Annotated in this window: 23 protein-coding genes; 7 read left to right on the top strand and 16 right to left on the bottom strand. The window is 32.4% G+C overall.

Annotated elements, in window-relative coordinates:
• Positions 1-12 precede the first annotated feature (12 nt).
• On the top strand, positions 13-354 hold the full coding sequence (locus K337_RS18320; RefSeq protein WP_037029349.1) for a PqqD family protein: 342 nt from the start codon (positions 13-15) through the stop codon (positions 352-354).
• 72 nt (positions 355-426) lie between these two features.
• On the opposite strand, the gene K337_RS18315 is transcribed toward K337_RS18320, so the two are convergent.
• Together K337_RS18315 and K337_RS19240 are read right to left on the bottom strand one after the other, a co-directional pair.
• Positions 427-2,487, bottom strand: coding sequence for a transglycosylase domain-containing protein (locus K337_RS18315; protein ID WP_051251725.1), 2,061 nt, complete (start codon positions 2,485-2,487; stop codon positions 427-429).
• A 107-nt stretch (positions 2,488-2,594) separates the two neighbouring features.
• Positions 2,595-2,996 carry a DUF2914 domain-containing protein gene (locus K337_RS19240; RefSeq protein WP_051251724.1) on the bottom strand — a complete coding sequence of 134 codons (402 nt, stop codon included), beginning with the start codon at positions 2,994-2,996 and terminating at the stop codon, positions 2,595-2,597.
• 268 nt (positions 2,997-3,264) lie between these two features.
• Between K337_RS19240 and K337_RS0110915 the strand changes: the two genes are divergently transcribed.
• From K337_RS0110915 to K337_RS0110905, 3 genes are read left to right on the top strand one after another with little or no spacing between them, the layout of a single operon-like run.
• Positions 3,265-4,326, top strand: a complete 1,062-nt coding sequence (locus K337_RS0110915; RefSeq protein WP_028856641.1) for a Fe(3+) ABC transporter substrate-binding protein — start codon at positions 3,265-3,267, stop codon at positions 4,324-4,326.
• Positions 4,327-4,330: 4 nt separating this feature from the next.
• Entirely contained in the window at positions 4,331-5,944 is a 1,614-nt protein-coding gene (locus K337_RS0110910; protein WP_037029753.1) for an ABC transporter permease, read from the top strand.
• A 2-nt stretch (positions 5,945-5,946) separates the two neighbouring features.
• A complete protein-coding gene (locus K337_RS0110905) occupies positions 5,947-6,666 on the top strand; it encodes an ABC transporter ATP-binding protein (RefSeq protein ID WP_037029348.1) in 720 nt (239 codons plus the stop codon).
• A 77-nt stretch (positions 6,667-6,743) separates the two neighbouring features.
• On the opposite strand, the gene K337_RS0110900 is transcribed toward K337_RS0110905, so the two are convergent.
• Positions 6,744-7,127: a cupredoxin domain-containing protein gene (locus K337_RS0110900; protein ID WP_051251722.1), complete on the bottom strand. Its 384-nt coding sequence runs from the start codon at positions 7,125-7,127 to the stop codon at positions 6,744-6,746.
• 142 nt (positions 7,128-7,269) lie between these two features.
• Between K337_RS0110900 and K337_RS0110895 the strand changes: the two genes are divergently transcribed.
• The gene (locus K337_RS0110895; protein WP_028856637.1) at positions 7,270-7,830 is read left to right on the top strand and encodes a manganese efflux pump MntP; all 561 of its coding nucleotides are present in this window, start codon (positions 7,270-7,272) and stop codon (positions 7,828-7,830) included.
• 82 nt (positions 7,831-7,912) lie between these two features.
• On the opposite strand, the gene ctlX is transcribed toward K337_RS0110895, so the two are convergent.
• The 3 genes from ctlX to K337_RS18305 form a co-directional block, all read right to left on the bottom strand.
• Positions 7,913-8,863, bottom strand: a complete 951-nt coding sequence (ctlX, locus tag K337_RS0110890) for a citrulline utilization hydrolase CtlX (RefSeq protein WP_037029346.1) — start codon at positions 8,861-8,863, stop codon at positions 7,913-7,915.
• A gap of 139 nt (positions 8,864-9,002) precedes the next feature.
• Positions 9,003-10,238 (bottom strand): serine/threonine transporter SstT, encoded by a 1,236-nt coding sequence (sstT, locus tag K337_RS0110885; RefSeq protein WP_037029344.1) that lies wholly within the window; start codon positions 10,236-10,238, stop codon positions 9,003-9,005.
• A 356-nt stretch (positions 10,239-10,594) separates the two neighbouring features.
• Positions 10,595-12,304 (bottom strand): flavocytochrome c, encoded by a 1,710-nt coding sequence (locus K337_RS18305; RefSeq protein WP_051251721.1) that lies wholly within the window; start codon positions 12,302-12,304, stop codon positions 10,595-10,597.
• Between the two features lie 221 nt (positions 12,305-12,525).
• On the opposite strand from K337_RS18305, the gene K337_RS0110875 reads away from it, so the two are divergent.
• Positions 12,526-12,957, top strand: a complete 432-nt coding sequence (locus K337_RS0110875; protein WP_028856634.1) for a MarR family winged helix-turn-helix transcriptional regulator — start codon at positions 12,526-12,528, stop codon at positions 12,955-12,957.
• A gap of 47 nt (positions 12,958-13,004) precedes the next feature.
• Here the strand turns inward: K337_RS0110875 and K337_RS0110870 are convergent, their stop codons facing one another.
• The 10 genes from K337_RS0110870 to K337_RS0110825 form a co-directional block, all read right to left on the bottom strand.
• A complete protein-coding gene (locus tag K337_RS0110870) occupies positions 13,005-13,253 on the bottom strand; it encodes a hypothetical protein (RefSeq protein ID WP_028856633.1) in 249 nt (82 codons plus the stop codon).
• Between the two features lie 22 nt (positions 13,254-13,275).
• Positions 13,276-13,836, bottom strand: coding sequence for an NUDIX hydrolase (locus tag K337_RS0110865; protein ID WP_051251755.1), 561 nt, complete (start codon positions 13,834-13,836; stop codon positions 13,276-13,278).
• A gap of 113 nt (positions 13,837-13,949) precedes the next feature.
• The gene (gene brnQ, locus K337_RS18300) at positions 13,950-15,227 is read right to left on the bottom strand and encodes a branched-chain amino acid transport system II carrier protein (RefSeq protein ID WP_037029343.1); all 1,278 of its coding nucleotides are present in this window, start codon (positions 15,225-15,227) and stop codon (positions 13,950-13,952) included.
• Positions 15,228-15,461: 234 nt separating this feature from the next.
• Positions 15,462-16,151 carry a DUF554 domain-containing protein gene (locus tag K337_RS0110855; protein WP_028856631.1) on the bottom strand — a complete coding sequence of 230 codons (690 nt, stop codon included), beginning with the start codon at positions 16,149-16,151 and terminating at the stop codon, positions 15,462-15,464.
• 109 nt (positions 16,152-16,260) lie between these two features.
• A complete protein-coding gene (locus K337_RS19235; RefSeq protein ID WP_051251720.1) occupies positions 16,261-17,670 on the bottom strand; it encodes a sensor domain-containing diguanylate cyclase in 1,410 nt (469 codons plus the stop codon).
• Positions 17,671-17,858: 188 nt separating this feature from the next.
• Positions 17,859-18,797: a DMT family transporter gene (locus K337_RS18290; protein ID WP_051251719.1), complete on the bottom strand. Its 939-nt coding sequence runs from the start codon at positions 18,795-18,797 to the stop codon at positions 17,859-17,861.
• Positions 18,798-18,948: 151 nt separating this feature from the next.
• Positions 18,949-19,260: a PTS lactose/cellobiose transporter subunit IIA gene (locus K337_RS0110840; protein ID WP_037029341.1), complete on the bottom strand. Its 312-nt coding sequence runs from the start codon at positions 19,258-19,260 to the stop codon at positions 18,949-18,951.
• Positions 19,261-19,308: 48 nt separating this feature from the next.
• A complete protein-coding gene (locus K337_RS0110835) occupies positions 19,309-19,617 on the bottom strand; it encodes a PTS sugar transporter subunit IIB (RefSeq protein ID WP_028856629.1) in 309 nt (102 codons plus the stop codon).
• 63 nt (positions 19,618-19,680) lie between these two features.
• Positions 19,681-21,009 (bottom strand): PTS sugar transporter subunit IIC, encoded by a 1,329-nt coding sequence (locus K337_RS18285; RefSeq protein WP_037029340.1) that lies wholly within the window; start codon positions 21,007-21,009, stop codon positions 19,681-19,683.
• Complete coding sequence (locus K337_RS0110825) at positions 21,009-22,418, bottom strand: glycoside hydrolase family 1 protein (protein WP_028856628.1); 1,410 nt, start codon at positions 22,416-22,418, stop codon at positions 21,009-21,011. Before K337_RS0110825 ends, K337_RS18285 begins: the two co-directional genes overlap by 1 nt.
• A gap of 213 nt (positions 22,419-22,631) precedes the next feature.
• Here K337_RS0110825 and K337_RS0110820 point away from each other — a divergent pair, with 213 nt between their 5' ends.
• On the top strand, positions 22,632-23,468 hold the full coding sequence (locus K337_RS0110820; RefSeq protein WP_028856627.1) for a replication initiation protein: 837 nt from the start codon (positions 22,632-22,634) through the stop codon (positions 23,466-23,468).
• Positions 23,469-23,858: the final 390 nt, after the last annotated feature.

The raw sequence follows: 23,858 nt of genomic DNA, 5'->3' as shown, positions 1-23,858 counted from the left end.
TAAGGAGTTAAAATGAAAAAAAATGAAGAAAATTTTCTAGATATTGTCCCTGTAAAACTTCATTTGGATTGTAAAAGGCAGGATGGAAACATCCATCTTGTCTTTACCCATACTAGTTTTCTTCAAAAAACTTTGAGGTGGATGACTAAAAAATCTAATACCAGTACTTTGGAATTGGATGGATTAGGTAGTTTAGTCTGGGAGAATATCGATGGAAAAAATACAATATATGATATCATTAATATTCTTTTGGAAACAGAGGAAGATACATATGAATCTATGCAAGAGAGAGTATTTATGTTTATCAGAATATTAAAAAATAGAAAAATAATTGCTTTTAAAGAATTTGATTAGAAGCAAAAGACTCCTCCAAAACTATGTTTTGGAGGAGTCTTTTTATCTATATTTTAACATCAATTTCAAGTTTTAATTGAACCATCCTTTGATCCCTTTAAATATTTTTTCAGTAATTGTATCAGGAACCTCTCCCTTTTTAAATAAGACTTCCCTTTTGAATTCCTTGGGAGCTCTCTTTACCTCTCCACTCCGGAGATCAATATTTCTGCTGACCAATTCTCCATTCTGGATATTTTCATCTATAAAATCAAATGAAGAAGGATTATATATCCCCTTATCGATCATTGTCTGATAGTAGTCTTTCCATAGGGGAACTGCCATACGTCCACCGGAAGAACTCTTTGGCATAGGAGTATTATCATCATAGCCCATATATACCACAGTGACATAGTCAGGGGTGAAACCGGCATACCAGGCAGATCTGAAATCATTGGAAGTTCCTGTTTTTCCACCCTGATCCACATTAAATCCAAGACGAGAGTTTAACTTTGCTCCCCTTCCAGATCCATATTCCACAACTTTTTTAAGCATATAGGTCATGAGAGAGGTATCTACCGAATCATAGATCTTTTCGCCCTCTAAAACCTCATTTTCATAGATAATGTTTCCATCTGTATCCTCAATTCGAGTAATAAAAGAATCTCTGTGTGCAATACCACCATTAGCAAATGGAAGGTATGAAGTAGCTAACTCCAATGGACTGGCACTGGTAGAACCTAGAGCTATTGTAAGATCTTTGGTAAATTCTACATCTACTCCTGTCTCATTAAAATTACCTATAACATCATCTATTCCTACATCATTTAATAGTTTTACAGCTACTGTATTGATTGATTTTTCTAGGGATTGAATGAGGGTAATATTTTTATATCTAGCATTATTATAGTTTTTAGGAGACCAGTTACCATATTTTGTGTTGGAAGCATCTACAATTTGATTCATAGTGTATCCTTTTTCTAGAGCTGTATAATATATAAATGGTTTAAAGGTGGATCCAATCTGTCTTTTAGCATCGATACCACGATTAAAGTTACCGGATCTATATCCCTTTCCTCCTACAATACTCCTAACTTCCCCTGTCTTAGCATCCAAAGTGACCATAGCCCCCTGGAGCTTTTTATCGGATTTAAATTTTGAATAATTTTCAAAGGTGTTTTTTGCAATTTTTTGCATCTCATTATCTAAAGTGGTGTATACTTTGAATCCACCTCGAGAAAAGACAGAAGGGTCAACTAGGTCGACAAGTTTTTCTTCGACTATATCCATAAAATCAGGTGCTTTGGTAGATTCTCTTTTTCTTCTACCGTCTTTTACGATGACAGTTATATCTCTGTCAGGAAAAAAAGTTTTTTTGTAGTCAGATTCCATGACAAATTTATGTTTTATAGCTGTATCATATTGCTCCTGAGAGATATAATTTTGATTTAGCATAAGCTTTAAAATAAGGTGGGCTCTCTTCATGGAAGCTTCTAAATTTTTTCTGGGATTATACATATTAGGTCTATTGGGAATACCAGCCAGCATAGCACTTTCAGCCAGATTTACCTTTGAAATATCCTTATTAAATATATCTTTGGCAGCTTCCCTAACCCCATAGGATCCAGAACCAAAATAGATCTCATTGAGATATTTTTCTAAGATCTCATCTTTAGAATAAACTCTTTCGATTTCCAATGTTATGATAACCTCTTTAAATTTACGGCTAAATGTACGTTCGTTGGATAAAAATGCATTTTTAGCCAGCTGTTGTGAGATGGTACTTCCCCCTTGAGCTATCCTCCCTTTAGAGAGATTTACTAGAACAGCTTTTCCAAGACGCCATATATCTACTCCATGGTGGGAATAGAATCTTCTGTCTTCTACAGAGATAAAAGCTTTTTGAAGATAATCGGGGATCTCTTTGATATCTGCACTCTCACCTTTTTGTTTGGACAGATAGTCTACAATATGCTGATCCTTATCGTAGATTATAATAGGTTCCGAAGCTGTATAGGAGGTAATTTTTCCTTTGACACTAAAATACGTAATAGTCGTCAATGCTGTAAGGCATAATATTACTCCTAGGATGGCAATAAATATCTTTTTTCTTTGTTTTTTCAAAAAATTAACAATTTTTTTTACATAGCTCATTGAATAATCATTCCCTTTATTTTATTTTTATCAACTATATTATATCATAAATATAATAAAAAAGGAGTCTGACATTTGTCTGACTCCTTTTCCTGTCTTTATTTTACTTATTCAACGGTAAATTCTTTTTTAGAAAGAACGTTATCATCTTCATCGACTACTTCTACACTCCATTTTCCAGATAAAAATAAATTTTTTCTAGACCAGGTTCTCCATCTAGGTCCTGAAATTTTTAATGGAACGCTGGCCATAAGGGTTTTTTCCCCATCCTCTTCTAGAAGATACCAGTTGTGATAGATAGTTTTTTCTTCCCCTATATCTTTAAATTCTGTATAAAAATAACCTTGAGAATACAGTTTAAAGGTATCCATTACTTTTACAGGCTCTTTTTCTAAAATTTCATTGGTTAAAACTGCTCTGCTCAGATAATAAGAGCTTTCCCCGTTTGATTTTCCATAGGCTGCAAGAGTTCCAAGGATAATTAGTATACATATCAATAATTTTTTCATAATTTTCTTCCCCCTTTGAAATAGTTATTATATAAATTTAATTTGAATATAATCTACACACTTTCATCTTATTAATATTTTAGCTTTAAATCCAAAGTTTTACAAGTGTTTCTATAAAATCATGAATCAGTAATTTTTCAATTCCTTACTGCTTTGATAAAAAAACTTGCAAATATTCTAATTCCATCATATAATACTTTCATAAAGTTTGTTAATCAAAGTTTTTTATATTGGCTTACAAATTAAATATATTGTCAGGAGGAAAGAAATGAAAAAAATTATACCGTTCATATTATTATCTGCCGGGTTATTAACTGGATGTTTTAAAGGGAAAGAAGAAGTAAAAACTGTTGAAGAAACAAAAACGCCAAAGGCTACAAAAGAATTAAATATATATACAGAAAGACATTATGACATAGATAAAGAATTAATTGCAGAATTTGAAAAAGAGACTGGAGTTACTGTAAATGTAGCTAAAGCTGGAGCAGATGAACTATTAAAAAAATTGGAGATAGAAGGAGCTGATACTCCTGCTGACCTATTCATTACTAAAGATGCTGCAAGACTTGGAAGAGCAAAAGATTTGGGATTATTACAACAAATAAAAGATGAAGAAGTATTAGAATTAGTCCCTGCAAATATAAGGGATAAGGATAACTACTGGACTTCATTTACTTATAGAGCCAGAATATTTGCATATAATAAAGCGACTACAGATCCATCTATATTTTCTACATATGAAGATTTAGCGGATCCTAAGTGGAAGGGAAAAGTTTTAGTCAGAAGTTCAACAAATTCATATAATCAGGCATTGATAGCTTCTATGATTGCTGCTAATGGTGAAGAGGCAACTAGAGGATGGATACAAGGGTTAGTGGCTAATATGGCAAGGGAACCTAAGGGAAATGACAGAGATCAAAGTAAAGCAGTAATTGCCGGAATTGGAGAAGTTGCTATTATGAACTCTTATTATCTTGGAAAAATGATCCACTCAGCAGATCCTGAAGAGAGAAAAGTTGGGGAACAAATAGCTATATTCTTCCCTAATCAAGATGGTAGAGGAACTCATATAAACGTAAGTGGAATGGGAATCACAAAATATTCAAAAAATATTGTAAACGCTGAAAGATTCATAAAGTTTTTCTTAAGTGAAAAATCACAGGCTAGATTTACAAATGAAAATTATGAGTACCCTTCAAATAAAAATGTAGAAATAAATGGGACAGTTAAGTCATGGGGAGATTTCAAAGTAGATAGCTTGACTTTATCTGAGTTAGGAAAGAACTTTAAAAAAGGAACAATCATAGCCGATGAGGAAGGTTGGAAATAAGCCAATGAATTTAAAACTTTTAAAGAGGAATCTAAATATTAATTTAGATTCCTGGCTTTTTATAAGCATAATTTTGTCGTTTTTCTTGTTAGCTCCCATTATAACTCTATTTACAAGTTTAGCGACTCAAAATATAGAAACTTTTATCCACATAGCTGAAACTCTTTTACCCGAATATATAAGGAACAGCTCTATAATAGCATTGTTTACTGGTTTATTTACCATGATTATAGGGGTATCTACAGCCTGGATTTTGACTATGTATGAATTTAAATTTTCTAAATTACTTCATGTAGGGTTAATTTTACCCTTGGCAATACCCACCTATATAGCGGGGTATGTTTATTCAGGAATATTTTCCTATACGGGGATAATAAGCAGGACAGCCAGGAATTTATTTGGATACAATTTAAATTTAGATATTATGAATATATATGGTGTAACCTTTATATTTACATTTTTTCTCTATCCCTATGTGTTTATAATAGCCAGATCATTTTTTGCTAAACAATCTTTATCTATGCTAGAATCAGCTAAGGTACTGGGGAAATCCGATACACAGACATTTTTTTTAGTGGTATTGCCTATGGCAAGAACAGCTATTATAGGGGGAGTTACCCTGGTTATAATGGAGGTTTTAAGTGCTTTTGGATTACCAAGTTATTTTGGAGTTCAGACCTTTAGTACAGGTATATTCAGGACGTGGCTGACATTAGGAGATACCGATGCAGCAATAAATTTGGCGATTATTCTTATGGGACTCATCTTTACAATCATCTTTATAGAGAGGAAATCCCGTGGAAGAAAACAATATTCTTTTACTAATACTAAGATAAAACCAATAAACAAAAAGCCACTTTCGACTAAACACAGTGTTATAGCAATTATTGTCTGTATGATCCCTATATTATTTGGGTTCATTATACCTCTTATGCAGCTATTCTCATGGTCATTCATGACTTATAAAGAAGTTATAGATGAAAAATTGATAAGAATAATAATGAATACATTTTTTATTGGTATCGTAGGAGCAGTGTTTGCGACTATAATAGCAGTTATTATCTCTAATACATCCAGACTGAAAAAAGGAAAGATATCTAAATTCTTATCGAAATTAACTACAATAGGGTATTCTATTCCAGGGGCAGTAATCGCCATTGGAGTTATGACATTTTTTATCTTTGTAGATAGAAAAATTTTAGGAGAAAAAGTATTCTATGGAACTTTATTTTTAATGGTTTTTGCTTATGTAATAAGATATTTAGCGGTGGCATACAATAGTGTGGAGAGTGGATTTGATAAGATTGGAATGAAGTTTCATGAAGCTTCCAGGAGTCTAGGAGAAGGAAAAACCAAAACATTTTTTAGGGTAGATTTACCCATGATAAAGGGAAGTGTTATAGGGGCAGTCATTTTAACATTTTTAGAAATCATAAAAGAATTACCTCTTACCTTGATTTTGAGGCCATTTAATTTTCAGACTCTATCTGCCTATGCGAAACAGTATGCAGATGATGAGATGGTACAACATAGTGCAATTCCATCTATTATACTTATTCTGATCGGGATAATAATAATTCTATTCTTTGAGATGATCAACAAAAAAAAGGAGAAATAACAATGAATTATATAGAATTAAAAAATTTATTTTTTAAATACAGGAACTCTACAGAAGATATTTTAAAAAATATAAATTTTAATGCAAATAAGGGAGAAATTACAGCTATTATAGGCGAGAGTGGGAGCGGAAAATCTACCCTGTTACGTATTTTAGCAGGATTAGAAGTTCCACAAAAAGGAGAATTAACTATCCATGATAGGGTTTTTATAGGTGAAGAAACATTTGTTCCAGTAGAAAAAAGAGGAATTGGGATGGTTTTTCAAGATTATGCTCTCTTTCCTCACCTATCTGTTGAAAAAAATATTTTATTTGGAATGGGAAAAGTAGAGAAAAAATCAGCTAAAAAAAGAGCTGACGAGGTATTGGATCTAGTGAGTATGAAAGATTTTATAAAAAGATATCCCCATGAACTAAGTGGAGGTCAGCAGCAGAGAGTGGCATTAGCACGTGCTTTAGCTCCTAAACCAGAAGTTATTCTTTTAGATGAACCATTTTCAAATTTAGATGCTAATCTTCAGGGAAAGATAAGAAATGAATTGAAAGTAATTTTAAAAACTACTGGAGAAACAGCTATTTTTGTGAGTCACGATAAGGATGATTTAGAGATAGCGGACAGAGTTGTTATCCTATATATGGGTGAAGTTATTCAGGTAGGAGCTCCAGCAGAAATTTTTAAAAATCCTAAAAATGAATATGTAAGGCATATTTTAGGTATATAACTAAATAGTGAATAGATAAATCTTAAAAAAGAAGAAGTCTGCCCTGCTAGGGCAGACTTCTTCTTTTTTATAGCAGCCTACCTTACAACCAGCCTTCCCGTCATTTTTTTATGTCCTGAACCACAGAATACAGAGCATGTTATTTCATAGATACCAGATTTAGGAGCTATAAAGTCACCTTCTGCGGGTTTTCCTTTTTTAGCTTTAAGATCAAAATTTATTTCAGAAATTTTAAATCCATGTTCTGTGTCTCCCGTAGAAAATTTTATCCTTATCTTTTCACCGTTATTTACAACAATAATGCTGGGAGAATAGGAGTATCTAAAAGATTCAACCTCTATAATTCTGACACCGGAAATTATTTCACCGGAAAGATTATAGGATGAATAATCCATCTTTTGAGTAGTGGCAAAACTAAGCATAGAAATAATAAAAGTAAATAAAAATATTAATTTTTTCATACATCTTCCTCCTTGTATTTATTATAAATTGTTCTATGAATTTTACTGTACCTCAACTAAAATTCCTTTAAAATTAATTTAGAAGACATAGTGGAAGTTTTTTAGTATAATACTAAAATAAATATAAATTTAGGAGGGAAATATGAACTTTACATCACTTTTTTTTATCTCCATAGGGTTAGCAATGGATGCATTTGCAGTGTCCTTGACTGAGGGAATATCCTTGAGAAAACTATGCGTCAAATCGATACTTAAAGTAGCATTGGTATTTGGAATATTTCAAGGGATTATGCCCTTATTAGGCTGGGCAGTAGGAGGATTATTTTATGATAAAATATCTAGATTTGATCATTGGATAACTTTTGGACTCCTTGCTTTTATAGGTATTAAGATGATAATAGATGCCAGAGAATTCGGGAAATGTGATATTCATGGGAATTGTGAGAAAAATACTAATATTATAGTCTTAGGAATAGCCACCAGTATCGATGCATTGGCAGTTGGATTTTCATTTTCACTATTACCTGGGCTAAATATCTATTTTTCCATAGCTGTAATAGGGTTGATCACTTTTATTTTATCCTCTGTAGGAGTTTATCTAGGGAATAAAATGGGGCAGCTATTAGGAGCTAAGGCCGAGTATATAGGAGGAATAATTCTTATAGGGATGGGAATCAATATACTTATACAGCATCTGACATAGTGAGAATTACTTTTTAAAATTTTAATAGTATAGAAAAAAGATGAGTTAAGCAAAATAGCTGACTCATCTTTTTATTTGAAATTTATTTAGATCTGGAAAGAAAAATTTCTGCCATCATACACCTGACACTTCCTCCTCCATATTTTTGAATAGTACCTATATTGACACTTAATATCTTGGAAGTTTTTTCTATGGATAGTATCTGATCTTCAGACAGGATCTCTTTAGCTGTTTTGGATAAGATAAGATATTTATCTCCTCCAGAATTTTTTACTTGAAGAGCGTTTCCGGCAAAGTGTTCCACCTGTTTCTCTGTGATATCTATAATTATCTTCCCATCGGATCTTAATTCTGAAATAACCCTATTTTTCTCACTTATATCATCGATAGAGCTAGAACAGATAATGGCAAACTCCTCTCCAATCGCCATCAAAACATTGGTATGGTAGATAGGCAGTCTCTCTTTGTTTGACCATTGATAAGCGTGGAATGAAATAGGTGTATAATCAAAATCACTGCAAAATTTATTTAAAAGAGTAAGGTCGGCTCGAGGAGAGAGGGCACAGTAAACTTTTTTAGCTGCCCTGTCTAATATCATGCTGCCTGTACCTTCAAGAAAGATACCTTTTCCCTCAAACTTTGAATAGTCTATAATATCATCAATTTTAAAATTTTTAGATCTTAATTTATCTAAAATATCCATCCTTCTTTCAAGCCTTCTATTTTTTGCAAACATTGGATATAGAGCTATCCTACCATCACTATGAAAAGATATCCAGTTATTTGGAAAGATGGAGTCAGGCGTAGGAGGGTATAAGGTGTCTTCTACAACCAAAACTTCAATACCTTTATTTTCTAAAGTATTTACAAAGTTATCGAATTCTATTAGTGCCTTTTCCTGGATTGAGGTGTTATTTATTCCACAGGGAGGAGTCTGATAGTAGTTGTTGACCGCAGTTTCAGGATTATAGTGAAATCTTACAGGTTTGATCATCAAGATAGTGTCTGTAATCTGGGAAACTTTATTGTTCATATTAATATCTCCTTTTATAAAATATTGTATATTAGATAATATTTTAATACTTCATAAATCTGGTAATAGTCAAGTATTATGATTATATTTAGACAAAAAAAGACCTCAGAATTTTCTGAGGTCTTTAATTTATTTATTCTTATAGATTAACTTCTTTATTGATAACAATTTTCTTTCCTTCTTTTCTCCATTCAGCAAATTCAGCTACAGCTGTAAATAATGCGTCTGTTGAAGAGTTAAGACCAGTTTCTACTGAATCCTGGATTACTCCAATTACGAAACCTACTCCAACTACTTGCATTGCTACTTCATTTGGGATACCAAATAAACTACAAGCTAATGGGATAAGAAGTAATGATCCACCTGCTACACCAGATGCTCCACAAGCACTGACAGCTGATAAGATACTTAAGATAAGAGCAGTTCCGAAGTCTACTTGTATTCCTAATGTATGTACTGCTGCAAGAGTTAATACAGATATTGTGATAGCTGCTCCTGCCATGTTTATTGTAGCTCCTAAAGGTATAGATACTGAATACATGTCTTTATCTAATCCTAATTCCTCACATAATTCCATGTTTACCGGGATGTTAGCAGCCGAACTTCTAGTGAAGAAAGCTGTAAGTCCACTTTGCTTTAGACATCTGAATACTAATGGATAAGGGTTTTGTCTCATCATAACAAATGCGATAGTTGGATTAACTACTAATGCCATGAATGCCATAGATCCTAATAATAATCCTAATAATTTACCGTAAGCTAATAGTGAACCTAATCCACTAGTTGCGATTGAGTTGAATACTAATCCCATGATACCGAATGGTGCTAAGTGAATAACCCATCTAACAACTTGAGATAGTGCGTTTGAGAAATCTGTGATCATTGTTTTAGTAGAAGCTGGTGCATGCTTTAATGCTACTCCTAATAATAAAGCCCAAACTAAGATTCCGATATAGTTAGCATTTGATAATGCATTGATTGGATTGTCTACAACGTTCATTAATAATGTTTTTAATACTTCACTTACACCACTTGGAGGAGATACATTTTCTACTCCTTTTCCTAGAGCGATAGTTACTGGGAATATGAAACTTCCTACTACTGCAACTACACCGGCTAAGAATGTTCCGATAAGGTAAAGACTGATAACTGATTTCATATTTGTTTTTTGACCAGGTTTATGTTGTGATACTGCTGACATTACTAAGAAAAATACTAAGATAGGTGCTACTGCTTTTAGTGCTCCTACAAATAATGATCCTAATAAACCAACTGGTGCAGCTGCCTCTGGTGCAGCGATTGATAAGATAATACCAACGATTAGACCTATAACTATTCTTTTTACTAAACTTAATTGATTCCATTTACTAAACATAATTTTACCACCTTCTAAATTTATTTATCCTAATCAGTTAATTGATCTCCTTTAATTTGTTTTTTGAAATGTTAATCTGATAGGATACTTTTTTATTTGATAATATAATACCATACTTTCAGTTTATTTTAAAGTTAAAACGTAATAAAAAAGGTTTTTTAGTGCGATAAGAATACAAAAGTTGTGTTTTTTGCATTTTAATAGTGCTGAAAAATAACTTTTTCGCAAAAGGTACCATTTTTTTGTGATGCTTTATAAGAAGATTAAAAAATAATGATTTCATTATTTCATTAAAGTGAAAAAAGTATCTTAAAAAAGAGTTAAGCCAAAGGCTTAACTCTTAATATTTGATAAAATTATTTCATTATTTTTTCTCCGGCTCTTTTTCCAAAGACTAAGATATCGGTTATTGCATTTCCTCCAAGTCTATTTGTTCCGTGAATACCACCTACAATCTCACCGGCAGCATAAAGACCTTTTATGATATTTCCTTCAATATCTAAAACTTCATTTTCGCTGTTTATCTTTATTCCACCCATAGTGTGATGAACTGCTGGTGCAACAGTCTGGATATAGAAAGGACCTTTTTCTATCTTTATAAGGTTTCCCCTTCTATCAAAATCTTGGTCTTTTCCATTTTCTACATATGAATTATAGATATTTATAGTATTTTTCAGTGTATCTAAGTTTATATCAAGTTTTTTACTGCACTCCTCTATACTACCTTCTATAAATAGATCACCTCTTTTTAAGCTATTTACTTCTGCTTTGTTTTCAGTCGTTCTATTTGCGACCCCTTCTATTTCCTGTGCCCATACAAGGTATCCCACTCCGCCATCTTGAGCTAAGATAGCTTGAGAGACTACATCCCTTCTTTCTAATTCTTCTACAAATCTTTTTCCTGATCTATTGACTAAGATTGCACCGTCAAATCTAGAACCGCCCACATGGGATAATGCTCCAGTTAGAGGGTTAGCAATAGGGAAGGTTTGTATATATGACATGTGGATAAAGTCTACTCCTAGTTTTTCACACATTATGTGTCCATCTCCAGTTATACCGCTTTGATTAGTTGTTTTATATCTTTCATCTAACTGGGGATTGTATTTTTTTCTCATCTCTATATTTCCAGAAAACCCACCTGTAGCAAAGATAACTCCTTTACTAGCAAAAAATTCAACAGTCTTTCCTTCAGTGATAGCTTTGATACCAATTACTTTCTTATCTTTTGTTATTATCTCCTTAGCATCTACCCCTGTTCTGATATCTACTCCCAGATTTTCAGCTTTTTTTCTTAATTTAGAGATCAGTTCTACGGCATATTTACCTTTAAATACTGCTGCTCTTGGAACAGTATGCCCACCAAAATGAATAAGTTCATCTTTTTTAAACTCTACTCCTACCTCTTTTTTGAGCCAGTTATATGTGTCCAATGCATTTTCAGATAAGATCTTAAATAATTCCTTATTATTTTCTCCATCTCCTCCAGCAAGAGCATCATTGTAGTAAAGCTCTGGATTGTCTTCTATTTTTTTAGATACTTGAGCATCACTTCCAGGAATATTTATTCCACCCATAGAAACCAAGGTATTTCCCCCAACAGCTGCCATCTTTTCAAGTAAAACAACCTTAGCTCCTAAGTTTGATGCAGAAATTGCTGCACTGAGACCAGCTCCACCTCCACCAACAATAACTATATCGAAATTTTCAACAGGTTTAAATTTATTTTTATTGACTACAATCTTCTCTAAATTTTCAGCACCTTTAAATTCCTTCATTAAATCTTCTCTATCTTCTCCAGAGAGGATAAGAGCATTCATAACTGCTTCCCTTATACCACGGGAACTCATAGAACATCCCTTTACATTGGGAACCATTATAGTATTATTTTCTATTATTTTAGTAGGGATATGATTAAAAGCAGGTTCAGATATTACCGGTGTCTCATTATGTGATAAAAATTTAATACTATTAATTTTACTTTGAACAATCGTGACTAAAGCCTCGATCTCTCCTGCATACCCAATACCAATACCTTTAAATGAACCATCTTTATATATTTTCATATTATTTACTCCTTAAATTAATTTATTTACTATTTACAAAATATAGTACGAAGTCGTACTATATAGAGTATAGTATACCAATAAGCAAAATAAGTCAACCAAATTTTCATCGGACTTATTGCTCTGGACCCTATACTTAATTTAATATTTGGGTTATTATATATGTAAGTAATTATATCTATGAGCATACATTTATAGATAGTAATATTTAGGAGGTGTTTATGAGAACAGATATAGTAATTGGGATAATATCAAATATAAGAGAAAAAAGTGCTCAGTTTATAAATGGAGAGTTAAAAGAAAGAGAGATCTCCGGACTTATCAATAGTCACGGGACTATTTTATCTGCAATGTATGATAATGATGGTGTGATGACAATGAATGGGATCGCTAAATTTATAGGGAAGAGAAAATCTACAGTAACTGACATGGTAAAAAAATTAGAAAAATTAGGTTATATAAGTCGTCAAAAAAGTGAAAGAGATGCTAGAGTCATAGAGGTTACTCTTACAGAAAAAGGGTGGATTTTTAGGGATACATTTAAAGAAGTCAGTGCAAAGCTTTTGGAAAAAACCTATGATGGTTTCACAGAAGAAGAAAAGGAAGTTTTGATGGGGCTGCTTTTAAAAATTAGGAAAAATTTTAAAGACTAAAATCTTCTGGAATTTTATAGTCTTTAAAATTTTCTTTTTTATATAGTCTATTCGCACTCAGTGCAATAGTCTTCTTGGGTGTTAGGAGACATGAATTTTTTTCCACAACTTTTACAAGAATGCAGCTTTAACTTTCCTATAATACTATTAGAAGGTTTTTTCCTTGATTTTTCCTTATTAGCTTGAATACGACATCCTTCACAACAATAAAGCTCATTGATATCAAATGTTGTAAATGTTACTCCACAGAATTCACAGATACGAGTTATAAGTTTATCTTCCTTTATTTTTGTCATACTAGACCTCCAATTCTATTTTTTATAATTCATTTAATTTCTTATTGAGTTTTGTATAGATCCTTTCTTTAAACCATACTTCTGTAGATTTATCTATAGATTCGTCTAATCCAAACCATTCCACACCACTATTTTCGTCTTCTTTTATGGTCAAAATTTCTTTTTCGTCGGCTTCAAATAAGTATGTTATATTTAAATGCAGGTGGGAAGATACGTATTTTCCTTTTTTTATATGCCCATCAACAGTCAGTACTTCAAGAGAAAATATATCTTTTGATAGAGGTATAATCTTATTAAGACCACTCTCCTCCTTGACTTCCTTTATGGCCACAGCGAATAGATCTTCTTCACCATCAGCGTGACCTCCCATCCAAGACCATGAATCATAGATATTATGGTATATCATCACTACTTTATTTCTATCTTTATTTACAACCCATGCAGAGGCTGTCATATGTGCTATTTTATTATCTCTGCTGAAAATATTTTTTTCTCTTTCTAAATAATTTAATATTCCTGCTTTATCATATTTTTCTTGCTCATTATATGGTTTATAATTTTTTATTTGATTTAGAATATTCATCTCCAAAGTCCTCTCCTTTGTATACTTGTTGATGGAATTATAACATATACTTATTGAATAAAAAAAGGAATTAGATAATTTCCTAATTCCTAATTCCTTTATTATTATTATTACTAATCAGCTTCTACTGTTGTCATAGTTTCATTCTTTATTAAAGCTGTAGCAATTGATCCAATTAATGTTGGAGCCAGCCATGCAAATCCTTCTGAAGCCATAGGTAAAGAATTAAAGACAGCTGTTAATACAGGTAAAATATTAAAGCTGGCCAAAACCTCAAAGACACTAAAAATTAGTCCAATGGTAACACTGACTTTAAAAACCCTAGTATTTTTTATTTTAAGGATATTTAAAATTATAAGTATAATAGTTACCGGATATAAAATTATAAGTATTGGGACAGCTATATCAACTATGAACCCTAATCCAGTAGCACCTAGAATAGTCGAGATAACGCAGGTTACTATAGTTATGGTTTTGTAAGAAAACTTTGATTTTGCAGCAAAGAAATTAGATACTGTAGCTACCAGAGCTATAGATGTCGTAAGGCATGCTACTATTGCACATATTCCAAAAGCCATTACACCAAATGATCCTAAAGAATTTTTTGCAAGATACATAACAAGCTCAGCTTTTCCAAGGTTTAAATTATTTCCATTCGCCATGGCACCTAGATATAATAGTCCTCCGTATACCAATGCTAATCCCAAGGCTGCTATGATACCGGATTTTACGATCATAGAACTCTGTACCTTGTCATCTGTATATCCGTTTCCTTTTAAGCTTTCTACAATTACAGAACCAAATATAACAGAAGCTATTGCGTCCATTGTCTGATATCCTCCAAAGAAACCATAGGAGAATGAATTTTGAATTATAGTTTTTTCTCCGGGAACTCCAAAACCTAGGAATATTCCCTTAACTATAACCAGCGAAAGAATGATAAGGATAATAGGAGTCATATATTTTCCTATATTATTAAGGAGCTGAGAGGGCTTTATTACCAATATATAAACTATTACGAAATATACAATTGAGGCTATCAAGGGATTGATCTCTCCAAAATTTGGAACGATTCCCATCTCATAAGCAGTAGCTGCTGTTCTTGGTATGGCCAGCATAGGACCTATAGCAAGTATTAACAGTGAAAAGTAAATTGTGTTAAAATTTTCCGAAACTTTATTTGCAAAATTATCGGTACTCCCGGCTCTGCTGAAAGCAATCAACCCTCCTACAGGAAGACAAATTCCCGTAAGGAAAAATCCAGCGGAAGACATGAGCCACTCTTTACCAGTGACGACACCTATCTCCGGTGGGAAAATAAGGTTTCCAGCTCCAAAAAACATAGCAAATATTGCTAATCCAAATATAAGTATATCATTATTTTTTTTCATAGTAGTTTCCTCCTAGTAGTACTATATTATGTAGTATTGTACTTGTTTTTGATGATTGTATAAGTTTAACACAAATAAAAAAAAAAGTATATTGGTTTTGTGCTTTTATTCACTCTTGTATGAAGATTAAAAAATTACAAGTTATTTAATTGAGAAAATATTTTTAGGAGATAAAAAAAGCAGATAGAAGGTTCTATCTGCTGATTGATTATAATAATTATATTTTGCAGCGAACTAGATAAATAAATAAATAAATATAGGAATAAATGGAGCCAGACTGAGGTTTGCAACTTTTATCTTGGTTATTCCTAAGATATTAAATCCGATGGCCATGATTACCAGTGATCCTACACATGTTATTTCGTCAATAACAACTGCCGATAAAAATGGTGAAAGAGTTCCTGCAAATAAAACTATGGCTCCTTCATAGAATAAGATTAAAAATGCTGAGAAAAATACACCTATTCCCATTGTTGCTGACATTGCAAGAACTACAAAGAGATCTATAAATGCCTTAGCATATAATATTTCATGGTTGCCAACAAGTCCGCTTTGAAGTGAACCTACTATTGCCATTGCTCCTACACAAATTACCATGGTAGCATTTAGAAATCCTTCCACTAAGGATTCTTTTTTATCTTTACCTTTCTTGAATTTATTCTCTACAGTTAGACCGAATTTTCTGAGCCTGTCATCTATATCGATTAATTCTCCAAGAATACCTCCTAAAGCTATTGAACCTATTGCTACCAATATGTTCTGGCCTTTCAAGGACCCTGATATTCCAATATAGAGTACACACAGCCCCATACCACTCATAACAGTGTCAATTATCTTTTTATTAAATTTATCTCTGAAGAAAACTCCCAATAAAGACCCAAAGCCCACTGCAACGGAATTTACAATTACACCACTTAATATCATTTCTCAGCCTCCAAAATTTGATTTGAAGTATTTTAGCAGTTCTTGTTGCTTTTGTAAAGGTAAGATAACCATTGAGAGGTTCGGTGATTAAATAGGGGACCTTATATTTCTATCCTATAGAGATGCTGTTTTTATTATTTTTTTTGGAAATATACATGGCATTATCAGATCTTTTTATTATCTTGTCTACGATATCACCCTTTTGTACCTCTGTAACTCCAAAACTGCATGTAAGATTCCCTCCTAAAAAGTCAAATGAACTGATCTCATCTTTTAATCTTACAGCCAATTTAAAGGCCTCATTTTGATCTGATTCTGGAAGGAGGATTAGAAATTCATCCCCACCAAGTCTGAAAAGTTTATCAATTCCCCTTATATTTTTTGTTACTAATCTGCACAGTTCTTTGAGAACTTTGTCCCCAGTACAGTGTCCAAAGCTATCATTTATAATTTTGAAATTGTCTATATCATACATTATCACAGAAAAATGAGTGTTATATCTCTCGAAAATTCTGATATCCTCTTTAACGGATTTTTCGAATTCATACCTGTTATATACATGGGTCAGAGGGTCCTTTGTGGAAAGCTGGTAAAGTTTATTCATGGTGTTTTTAAGGTTTTCATCTGTTTCAAAAGTATCGATTCCAAGGGACAGTATATTTCTTATGTCTTTTAAGAAAAGCAGCCACTCCTCTTCAAAGGGTGTCAGGTCCTTTAAGTGGATAAAAAAATCAATTTTATTTACACTGATTTTTTTATTTGAGGTAATAGGAAGTATAACAAGACTCTCGTTGGTTCCAAGCTGTGAATTGATCCCCTCAAAAATTTCACTCTTTGAATTAGAATCTATTATGAATGTTTTGTCTAATATTTCTGACATACACCTTTGACATCCAAGTGATTTTTTCATAGTTTCTGAAAATTTTGACTCCGATTTATAATCAAATAAAATAGTTCTTTTTCCAAAAATATCCAAAGATGAAAGGTAAATTCCCATAACCTCTACCGGTTCTTTAAAAATTTTTGTAGCAGAATTCAGAAATTCATTTAAAGAATCGCTGTATAATATCGCCTGGGTTATTTGGGATTTAAAGAATAGATTTCCCTTTAAAAATCTTTCTTTTTCTAGAAGTCTCTGTATATAGTTGGAAGATTCCATAAAATAATTAAGGTTTCGCATCTCGCATCTTGTATTTATAAAGCGACCTTTCTCATCATAGATACTGATACCATTCAAAACAGTTTCTATAATAACGCCGTCTTTTCTTTTGAGTTTCAGCTGTACATTATTTACGAACCCATAATCTTTTAAATGGGGGAAATTATTTTCCACAGCAGTCTGCATATCCCCTGTAATAAAATCACCAAAAAATCTGCCTATAACTTCGTGGAGTTTATATCCCATCTCTTCTAACCATTTGTCATTTACATGAAGAATATCTCCATTTTTGTCCAGCATTTGAAACATGGTACTTTTAGGTTCTTCATATTGTGAATTATATTTTTCAAATTCCCTCATATATTCCTCCCCTAGATTCTATAAATAAATAAGCTTTAAATGTTTATCATATTTGTTATTAAAGTTTACCTTATTTTATAAGTTTATTCAAACTAAAGGGGTTTAATTGCTGTCATTAAAAAAATAAAAGAAGTTTATAAAAAGAGAGCTAAGATTTGCTCTTAGCTCCATATATATAATTTATAATTCTAGATTTGTTGTCGAGAAGAATTCTTTTTAGGAGAGTTATTTTTAAATTTGTTATTTACAATAAGTCCCGATATAGCAAGGAAAGAACCTAAAAAAGTATATGTTGTCATCTCTTCGTGAAATAATAGATTAGAAGTGATCGCAGCAACTAAAGGGTTAAGATAATTAAAAACTGAAGTTCTAGAAGCTCCTAATTCCTTAATTCCTCTATACCATCCATAATAACCGATCACTGTACAAAACATAGCCAAATACAGGGCTGCTAAATATGTTTTACTTTGGATATCACCGATCACACTAAAAAAAGAAGTTTTAGAGAGAAAGTTATTTGTGAAAGCCACAGGGATTAAAGTAATTAGAGCACTGATATTCATATAAGCAATTATGACAAAGGGATCATATTTTTTTAAAAGATCTTTTGTGCTGATTGTAAAGATTGCCAGCATGGCAGCGTTTATAATCATTAAACCATCACCGATTACTGAAGTTCCAGAAAATAACCCATCTATCTTCCCGTTTGTAATGATAAGACAGACTCCTAAAAAACTCAATAATATCCCCGAACCTTGCAGTTTGTTGATTGATTCATTTTTTGAAAAATGCATATATAGTGCTACAAAAATAGGGGAGATAGCTATAAATAAAGATGCGTTTATTGTGGTGGTGTATTTTAAAGCTGAATATTGAACAATAAAATACCCGCTGATTCCAATAAAACTTAAAAATACCAGGTGATAGAGGTCTTTCAGTGAAATTATTTTTTTAGATCTAGGGATCACCATTAAGCTGAGGCCAAAGATAATACTGGAAAATAACACCCTTAAAAATAAAAAGTGGACAGGGCTGAGATTGGCAATCCCTATCTTACTAAATGCAAAGGATGTTCCCCAAAGAGTTACTGTTAGTAGAACCCAAAGATAAATTCTTGTGTTTTTCAATTTTCTCATCTCCTAATTGATTGAAGCTCTAAAAATGTAGACAGAGCTCTGATTACTTTTATGTTAACACAAAGTGTATAATAACCACAAATGTAAAAAAAAGATATTAAAATAGGATGACTCTCTTTAGTCATCCTAATTTTTTTAGCTTTTATTTATTATTTAATTTTTCATGTAAATCAATGATTTCTGCCGCCAAATCTCTTGCTAAGATAGATGTCATAAGGTGATCTTGAGCATGAACCATTAATAAACCCATCTCCATTTTTTTCCCATCTGCTTCAGCACAAATTAACTCTGTTTGAGTTTCATGAGCTAATAGTGATTTCTTTTTAGCTTTTTCAAGCATTTCTCTTGCTTCATCATATTTTCCGTCTTTAGCTTTTTTTATTGCTTCAAAAGCTAGGCTTCTTGCCTCTCCAGAGTTTCCGACAAGTCCCATTGCAGCCATTTCCATATCCATTTTATTCCCCCAATTACTGATTTATATTATTTTAGATATAACTTGATTTTACTTTTCTAACTTTACTAAAGTTTCCTCCAGTATTTTTTCACCCTTCATCATTCCATAGTCCATAGAATTTATAACTTCTACTTTTTTGTTAACTGCATCAGCCTTTGCTTGAAGTTCATTTTTCTTGAAACTGATTTGAGGTCCTAGTAAAAAGATATCATATTTATCTAAATTCTCTTCGAATTTATCCATACTTACTGCATTTATTTCAGTTTCTATTTCCTTTTTTTCTGCTGCTTCCTTCATTTTTTTTACCACTATTGATGTAGACATTCCTGCGTTGCAGAGTAATAATATTTTTTTCATAATTTTTCCTCCCTAGTTTTCTATTAGCTTATTTTCACACTTTTTTCTGACCCTCTTCTTTTATTATGCCATTGCTTCCTTAGCATCACTTCCACCTGTTTCCGCAAGATACGCCATGTTGTCTTGGTATTTGAAAAACGGGAAATAGATTCCTATTGTCATTATAAATACTGCAAACTGTAGTAATGCGGCTTTAAATCCACCAACAATAAATCCACCTAGAATAATTGGGGTAGTCCAGGGAACCAGAACTCCTGTAAATGGCTCAACAATTCCCAGTGAGATACAACCATACACAAGAAGTGCTGAACAAAGCGGAGCTAGTACAAAAGGTATAAACATGATTGGATTAAATACTATTGGTGCAGCGAAAATTACGGGCTCATTGATGTTAAATAGTCCAGGTACGATAGCCAGTCTTCCAAGCTGTTTATATTGAGTTGACTTTGCAAATATAAGCATACTTACTACAAGTCCAAGAGTAAGACCTGAACCACCAACAGTTATAAATTGATCCACAAACTGCTGAGTTACTATTCTTGCATTTTCTCCTGCAACAAGGTCTGTTCCTGCATTTACCAGAGTCTGGTTGTGAATAGCATTAGCCATAACGATAGGACCCATTATCCCCATTATGATTCCTGACCCATGAATTCCACACCACCATAGTAGTGAGATAAGAACTGGTATTAGGATTACACCTGCAAATGAATCTGTCATTCCCTGAAGTGGAGTCTGAATAAGGGAATAGATTACCTCGATAAATGTTTTCTGGAATCCCACCTTAAAGAAGATAAATGTTAAAAATGATATAGTTATAATTATAAATCCTGGGATTAATGATGTGAATGCATTTGACACTCCTGTAGGTACGCTGTCAGGCAGCTTTATAGTCCACTTCTTCTTGATTACAAATGAGTAGATCTTTCCTACTGCAAGACCTATGATGATTGATGCGATCATCCCTCTTCCTCCAAGGAAAGCCTTTGGAATTACCCCTCCTATCTGAGTGCCATCAGCTGCTTCCACAAAGGATTTCATTACTGTAATAAGAGATACAATTCCCAGTATACCTGCATTTACAGCTCCGTCTATTCCCTCATGAACTACATAACAATAAGCAATTCCAAATACTCCTACAAGAGCTAATAGGTCAAATGTAGCCCCTACTACCTGAAACAGTGGACTCTGCCACTCAGCTCCAAATATTCCTGCCATAAATCCCTCATACCCTGAAATTGGTACAAAGGCTAGGAGTAAAAATACAGATCCTATAATTGTTAACGGCATGGTCATTAGGAACCCTTCCTTCATTGCCGTTACTGCCTTAGAATTAACAAACTTCATTACATGTGGCAATATTTTATTTATCTTTTCCATTACTGCTGCCATTATAATTCTTTCCCCCTCGTTTCTATTATATTTTTATACCAGTGGAATGACATTTTTTTCTTTCTTTCCAGGTTATTTTTATGATCTATATAGATAAATCCATATTGTTTTTTATATCCATTTAGCCAGCTTAGAAGATCTATTGCTGACCAAGCATAATAACCTTTTATATGAATTCCTCTTTTAACTGCTTCTTTTACTGACTTTAGATGTTCCTCGATAAATTTTATTCTAGGAATATCACATATAACTCCATCAATTATAGGATCTTCATCTCCTAATCCATTTTCAGTTATATAGAGTTTTATTTGACCATATCTATCTTTTAGCATCTCTAATCCCTCAAGAAACCCTTCTGGTGAGATTTCCCAGTCCCACTTAGTATATCTCTTGTCATCCATTTTTACACTTCTGTAATAACCGTCAAAACTTGGATTTCCTGGAGATCCAGTTGAATTTTCCCTGGTTATTTCAATCTTTTCGACCTCTCCACTGATCTTTTCAACTCTAATTGGCTGATAGTAGTTTAATCCCATGAAGTCATTCAGGGGAGCTGCCTTAGCCAGAGTTTTTAATTCCCCTGTTGTCCAATCTGGTAAGTACCCATTTTTTTCCAGTCTCTTAATTACATACTCAGGGTATTTTCCATGTAGAATAGGATCATAGAACCAGTGAGTCCCGTATTCATTAGCATGGATTGCTGCAAGTGTATCTTCATGACCATCTGTTACAGGAAAGGCGGGACTAAATACATTACTGAGTCCAATCTCTCCAAAGAGGTCTAACTTTTTATATTCAAGTACTGCACAGGCATGTGCATAAAATACATTGTGTATTGCTTGAAAATACTTTTTTACATCATTTTGAATCCCTGGAGGATGAGCTCCTGCAAGATACCCCGATCCGCAAAATACAACGGTTTCGTTGAATGTTATAAAATTTTTAACTCTATCTCCAAAAGCTTCAAAGCAGGTTTTGGCATAATTAACAAATGCTTCTCCTGTTTTTTTATTTAGCCATCCGCCCTCTTTTTCTAACGTTAAAGGTAGATCCCAGTGGTAGAGAGTTACAAATGGTACTATTCCATGCTTTAGGCATTCATCTATTAAATTATTATAAAATTCTATTCCCTTTGGGTTTATTTCATCGTCCCCATTGGGGAAAATTCTAGGCCATGAAATAGAAAATCTGTATGACTCTAATCCCATTTCAGCCATTAAAGCTATATCTTCTTTATATCTGTTGTAGTGATCAGCAGCAACATCTCCGTTTGTGCCGTTAAAAGTCTTTCCAGGTATTTTTGTAAATTCATCCCAGTTACTCATTCCCTTACCATCTTGATTCCAAGCTCCTTCTACTTGATAGGCAGCTGTTGCTGCACCAAATAAAAAGTCATTCGCAAACTTCATCTTAACCTCCTCTTGTTCCTATGTGTTAATCAGAGTATACTCGAATAAAAAAAACGTGTCAAAACTCAACGGGGTGTTCTTTTTCAGTGATTTTCGTGTAGTAAAGTTGAAAAAATATAGAATATGATGTAAAATATTTAAAAGTTGAAAAAATAACTTTGGAATTTTCGTTAGATATTTCTTTTAAATTTTTTTTTCACAAAAGGGAGGGTTATGTATTATTTTCTTAAAAAATCTGATTTTAATCTTGAAAAATACAATTTTAACATTGAGTTAGATTCAAAATTAACTAAAAAAGAATATCAAGTTTTAAAAATACTCATAGATAATTATAAACTTGATTCTACATATTCAGAATTGAAAAAAAATAAGTGGGATATCTCTGAAGATGAGATGTTAAAGGTAATTAACTTACTTATGAAAAAAAAATTTCAGTGTGAGTTTTATGATGAAAGTAGGGAAGTAAGTAAATTTTTTTTTAATATCTTTAATATTATTGCTTTTGAAGATGAGAAATTAATTTATGCTTTTTCTGACAGTATTATAAAGTCGTTTGAGAAACACAATGTATTTAACCGAATAGGCATTTTCTGCCGTCTTAATTTTATGTTTGCATCTACTAAAATAATTTATAATTTAATTCTGAAAGAAAATAAACATAAAGGTTTCATAGAACTTTCTCTTGAAGAGTTAAAAACTTTATTAGGGATGAGTAATGATAAATATCCTCGTTTCTATGATTTTGAAACTAAGGTATTAAATCCTATTGCTAAAGATATTGAAGTCTCTGAAAACTTCATTTGGTTTGAAAAAATTAAAGAAAGTAATTCAAAATCATCTAAAATTATAGGAGTAAAGATTCATTTCAGTAATCTTTATCATATTAAGCTACACAAAGAAACAAATAATTTTTTAAGAGAATATTCTGATTATATACAAGATTTTACAGCTTCATATAAGCTGATATATAGATATATAAATAAATATGGACTTGAAAAAGGAACTATATACTTAAAAAAAAATTATGATACTGTATTTAATATTGATTAAATTATACCCTGTTTTATAGTTGGATTTCAATGGTTTCATTTCGGGAATATCTATTGTATATTATATTGCCTTATTTGGCTCTTAAGGGCTCTCTAAATGTATGGAAATTGACATTATTCTATTTACATGTTATCATTGATTCAGTAAATGTACACGATATGATATGCATATGATTATGAAGTAAATTAAGTGATTACTTAATAAGTAAGGTCTACAATGTTTTTATAGCAGTGTTGATTCAAACTTGTTGTATACAGTGGAAAACTTAATTGAAAAATATTTTTAGAACTGGGGTTTATTCAGGGTCTTTTTTAGGCAATGAATTATACTACACTCTGTGGTATAAGGTGAGTCTTCTAGGCGAAACTTAAACACTCTAACTCTATTATC

It is taken from the genome of Psychrilyobacter atlanticus DSM 19335, assembly GCF_000426625.1.
GTDB classification, from domain to species: Bacteria; Fusobacteriota; Fusobacteriia; order Fusobacteriales; family Fusobacteriaceae; genus Psychrilyobacter; species Psychrilyobacter atlanticus.
This window is presented reverse-complemented; position numbering and strand designations above follow the sequence as displayed.

Excerpts from the sequence above, each read along its gene's own strand:
- K337_RS18315 (WP_051251725.1), bottom strand. The coding sequence starts at position 2,487 with ATGAGCTATGTAAAAAAAATTGTTAATTTTTTGAAAAAACAAAGAAAA.
- K337_RS0110905 (WP_037029348.1), top strand. The coding sequence starts at position 5,947 with ATGAATTATATAGAATTAAAAAATTTATTTTTTAAATACAGGAACTCT.
- K337_RS0110875 (WP_028856634.1), top strand. The coding sequence starts at position 12,526 with ATGAGAACAGATATAGTAATTGGGATAATATCAAATATAAGAGAAAAA.
- K337_RS0110855 (WP_028856631.1), bottom strand. The coding sequence starts at position 16,151 with ATGATATTAAGTGGTGTAATTGTAAATTCCGTTGCAGTGGGCTTTGGG.
- K337_RS0110820 (WP_028856627.1), top strand. The coding sequence starts at position 22,632 with ATGTATTATTTTCTTAAAAAATCTGATTTTAATCTTGAAAAATACAAT.
- K337_RS0110835 (WP_028856629.1), bottom strand. The coding sequence starts at position 19,617 with ATGAAAAAAATATTATTACTCTGCAACGCAGGAATGTCTACATCAATA.
- K337_RS18285 (WP_037029340.1), bottom strand. The coding sequence starts at position 21,009 with ATGGCAGCAGTAATGGAAAAGATAAATAAAATATTGCCACATGTAATG.
- K337_RS0110895 (WP_028856637.1), top strand. The coding sequence starts at position 7,270 with ATGAACTTTACATCACTTTTTTTTATCTCCATAGGGTTAGCAATGGAT.
- sstT (WP_037029344.1), bottom strand. The coding sequence starts at position 10,238 with ATGTTTAGTAAATGGAATCAATTAAGTTTAGTAAAAAGAATAGTTATA.
- ctlX (WP_037029346.1), bottom strand. The coding sequence starts at position 8,863 with ATGAACAATAAAGTTTCCCAGATTACAGACACTATCTTGATGATCAAA.
- K337_RS18305 (WP_051251721.1), bottom strand. The coding sequence starts at position 12,304 with ATGAAAATATATAAAGATGGTTCATTTAAAGGTATTGGTATTGGGTAT.
- K337_RS19235 (WP_051251720.1), bottom strand. The coding sequence starts at position 17,670 with ATGAGGGAATTTGAAAAATATAATTCACAATATGAAGAACCTAAAAGT.
- K337_RS19240 (WP_051251724.1), bottom strand. The coding sequence starts at position 2,996 with ATGAAAAAATTATTGATATGTATACTAATTATCCTTGGAACTCTTGCA.
- K337_RS0110900 (WP_051251722.1), bottom strand. The coding sequence starts at position 7,127 with ATGAAAAAATTAATATTTTTATTTACTTTTATTATTTCTATGCTTAGT.
- K337_RS0110865 (WP_051251755.1), bottom strand. The coding sequence starts at position 13,836 with ATGAATATTCTAAATCAAATAAAAAATTATAAACCATATAATGAGCAA.
- K337_RS0110915 (WP_028856641.1), top strand. The coding sequence starts at position 3,265 with ATGAAAAAAATTATACCGTTCATATTATTATCTGCCGGGTTATTAACT.
- K337_RS0110870 (WP_028856633.1), bottom strand. The coding sequence starts at position 13,253 with ATGACAAAAATAAAGGAAGATAAACTTATAACTCGTATCTGTGAATTC.
- brnQ (WP_037029343.1), bottom strand. The coding sequence starts at position 15,227 with ATGAAAAAAAATAATGATATACTTATATTTGGATTAGCAATATTTGCT.
- K337_RS0110840 (WP_037029341.1), bottom strand. The coding sequence starts at position 19,260 with ATGGATATGGAAATGGCTGCAATGGGACTTGTCGGAAACTCTGGAGAG.
- K337_RS0110825 (WP_028856628.1), bottom strand. The coding sequence starts at position 22,418 with ATGAAGTTTGCGAATGACTTTTTATTTGGTGCAGCAACAGCTGCCTAT.
- K337_RS18320 (WP_037029349.1), top strand. The coding sequence starts at position 13 with ATGAAAAAAAATGAAGAAAATTTTCTAGATATTGTCCCTGTAAAACTT.
- K337_RS0110910 (WP_037029753.1), top strand. The coding sequence starts at position 4,331 with ATGAATTTAAAACTTTTAAAGAGGAATCTAAATATTAATTTAGATTCC.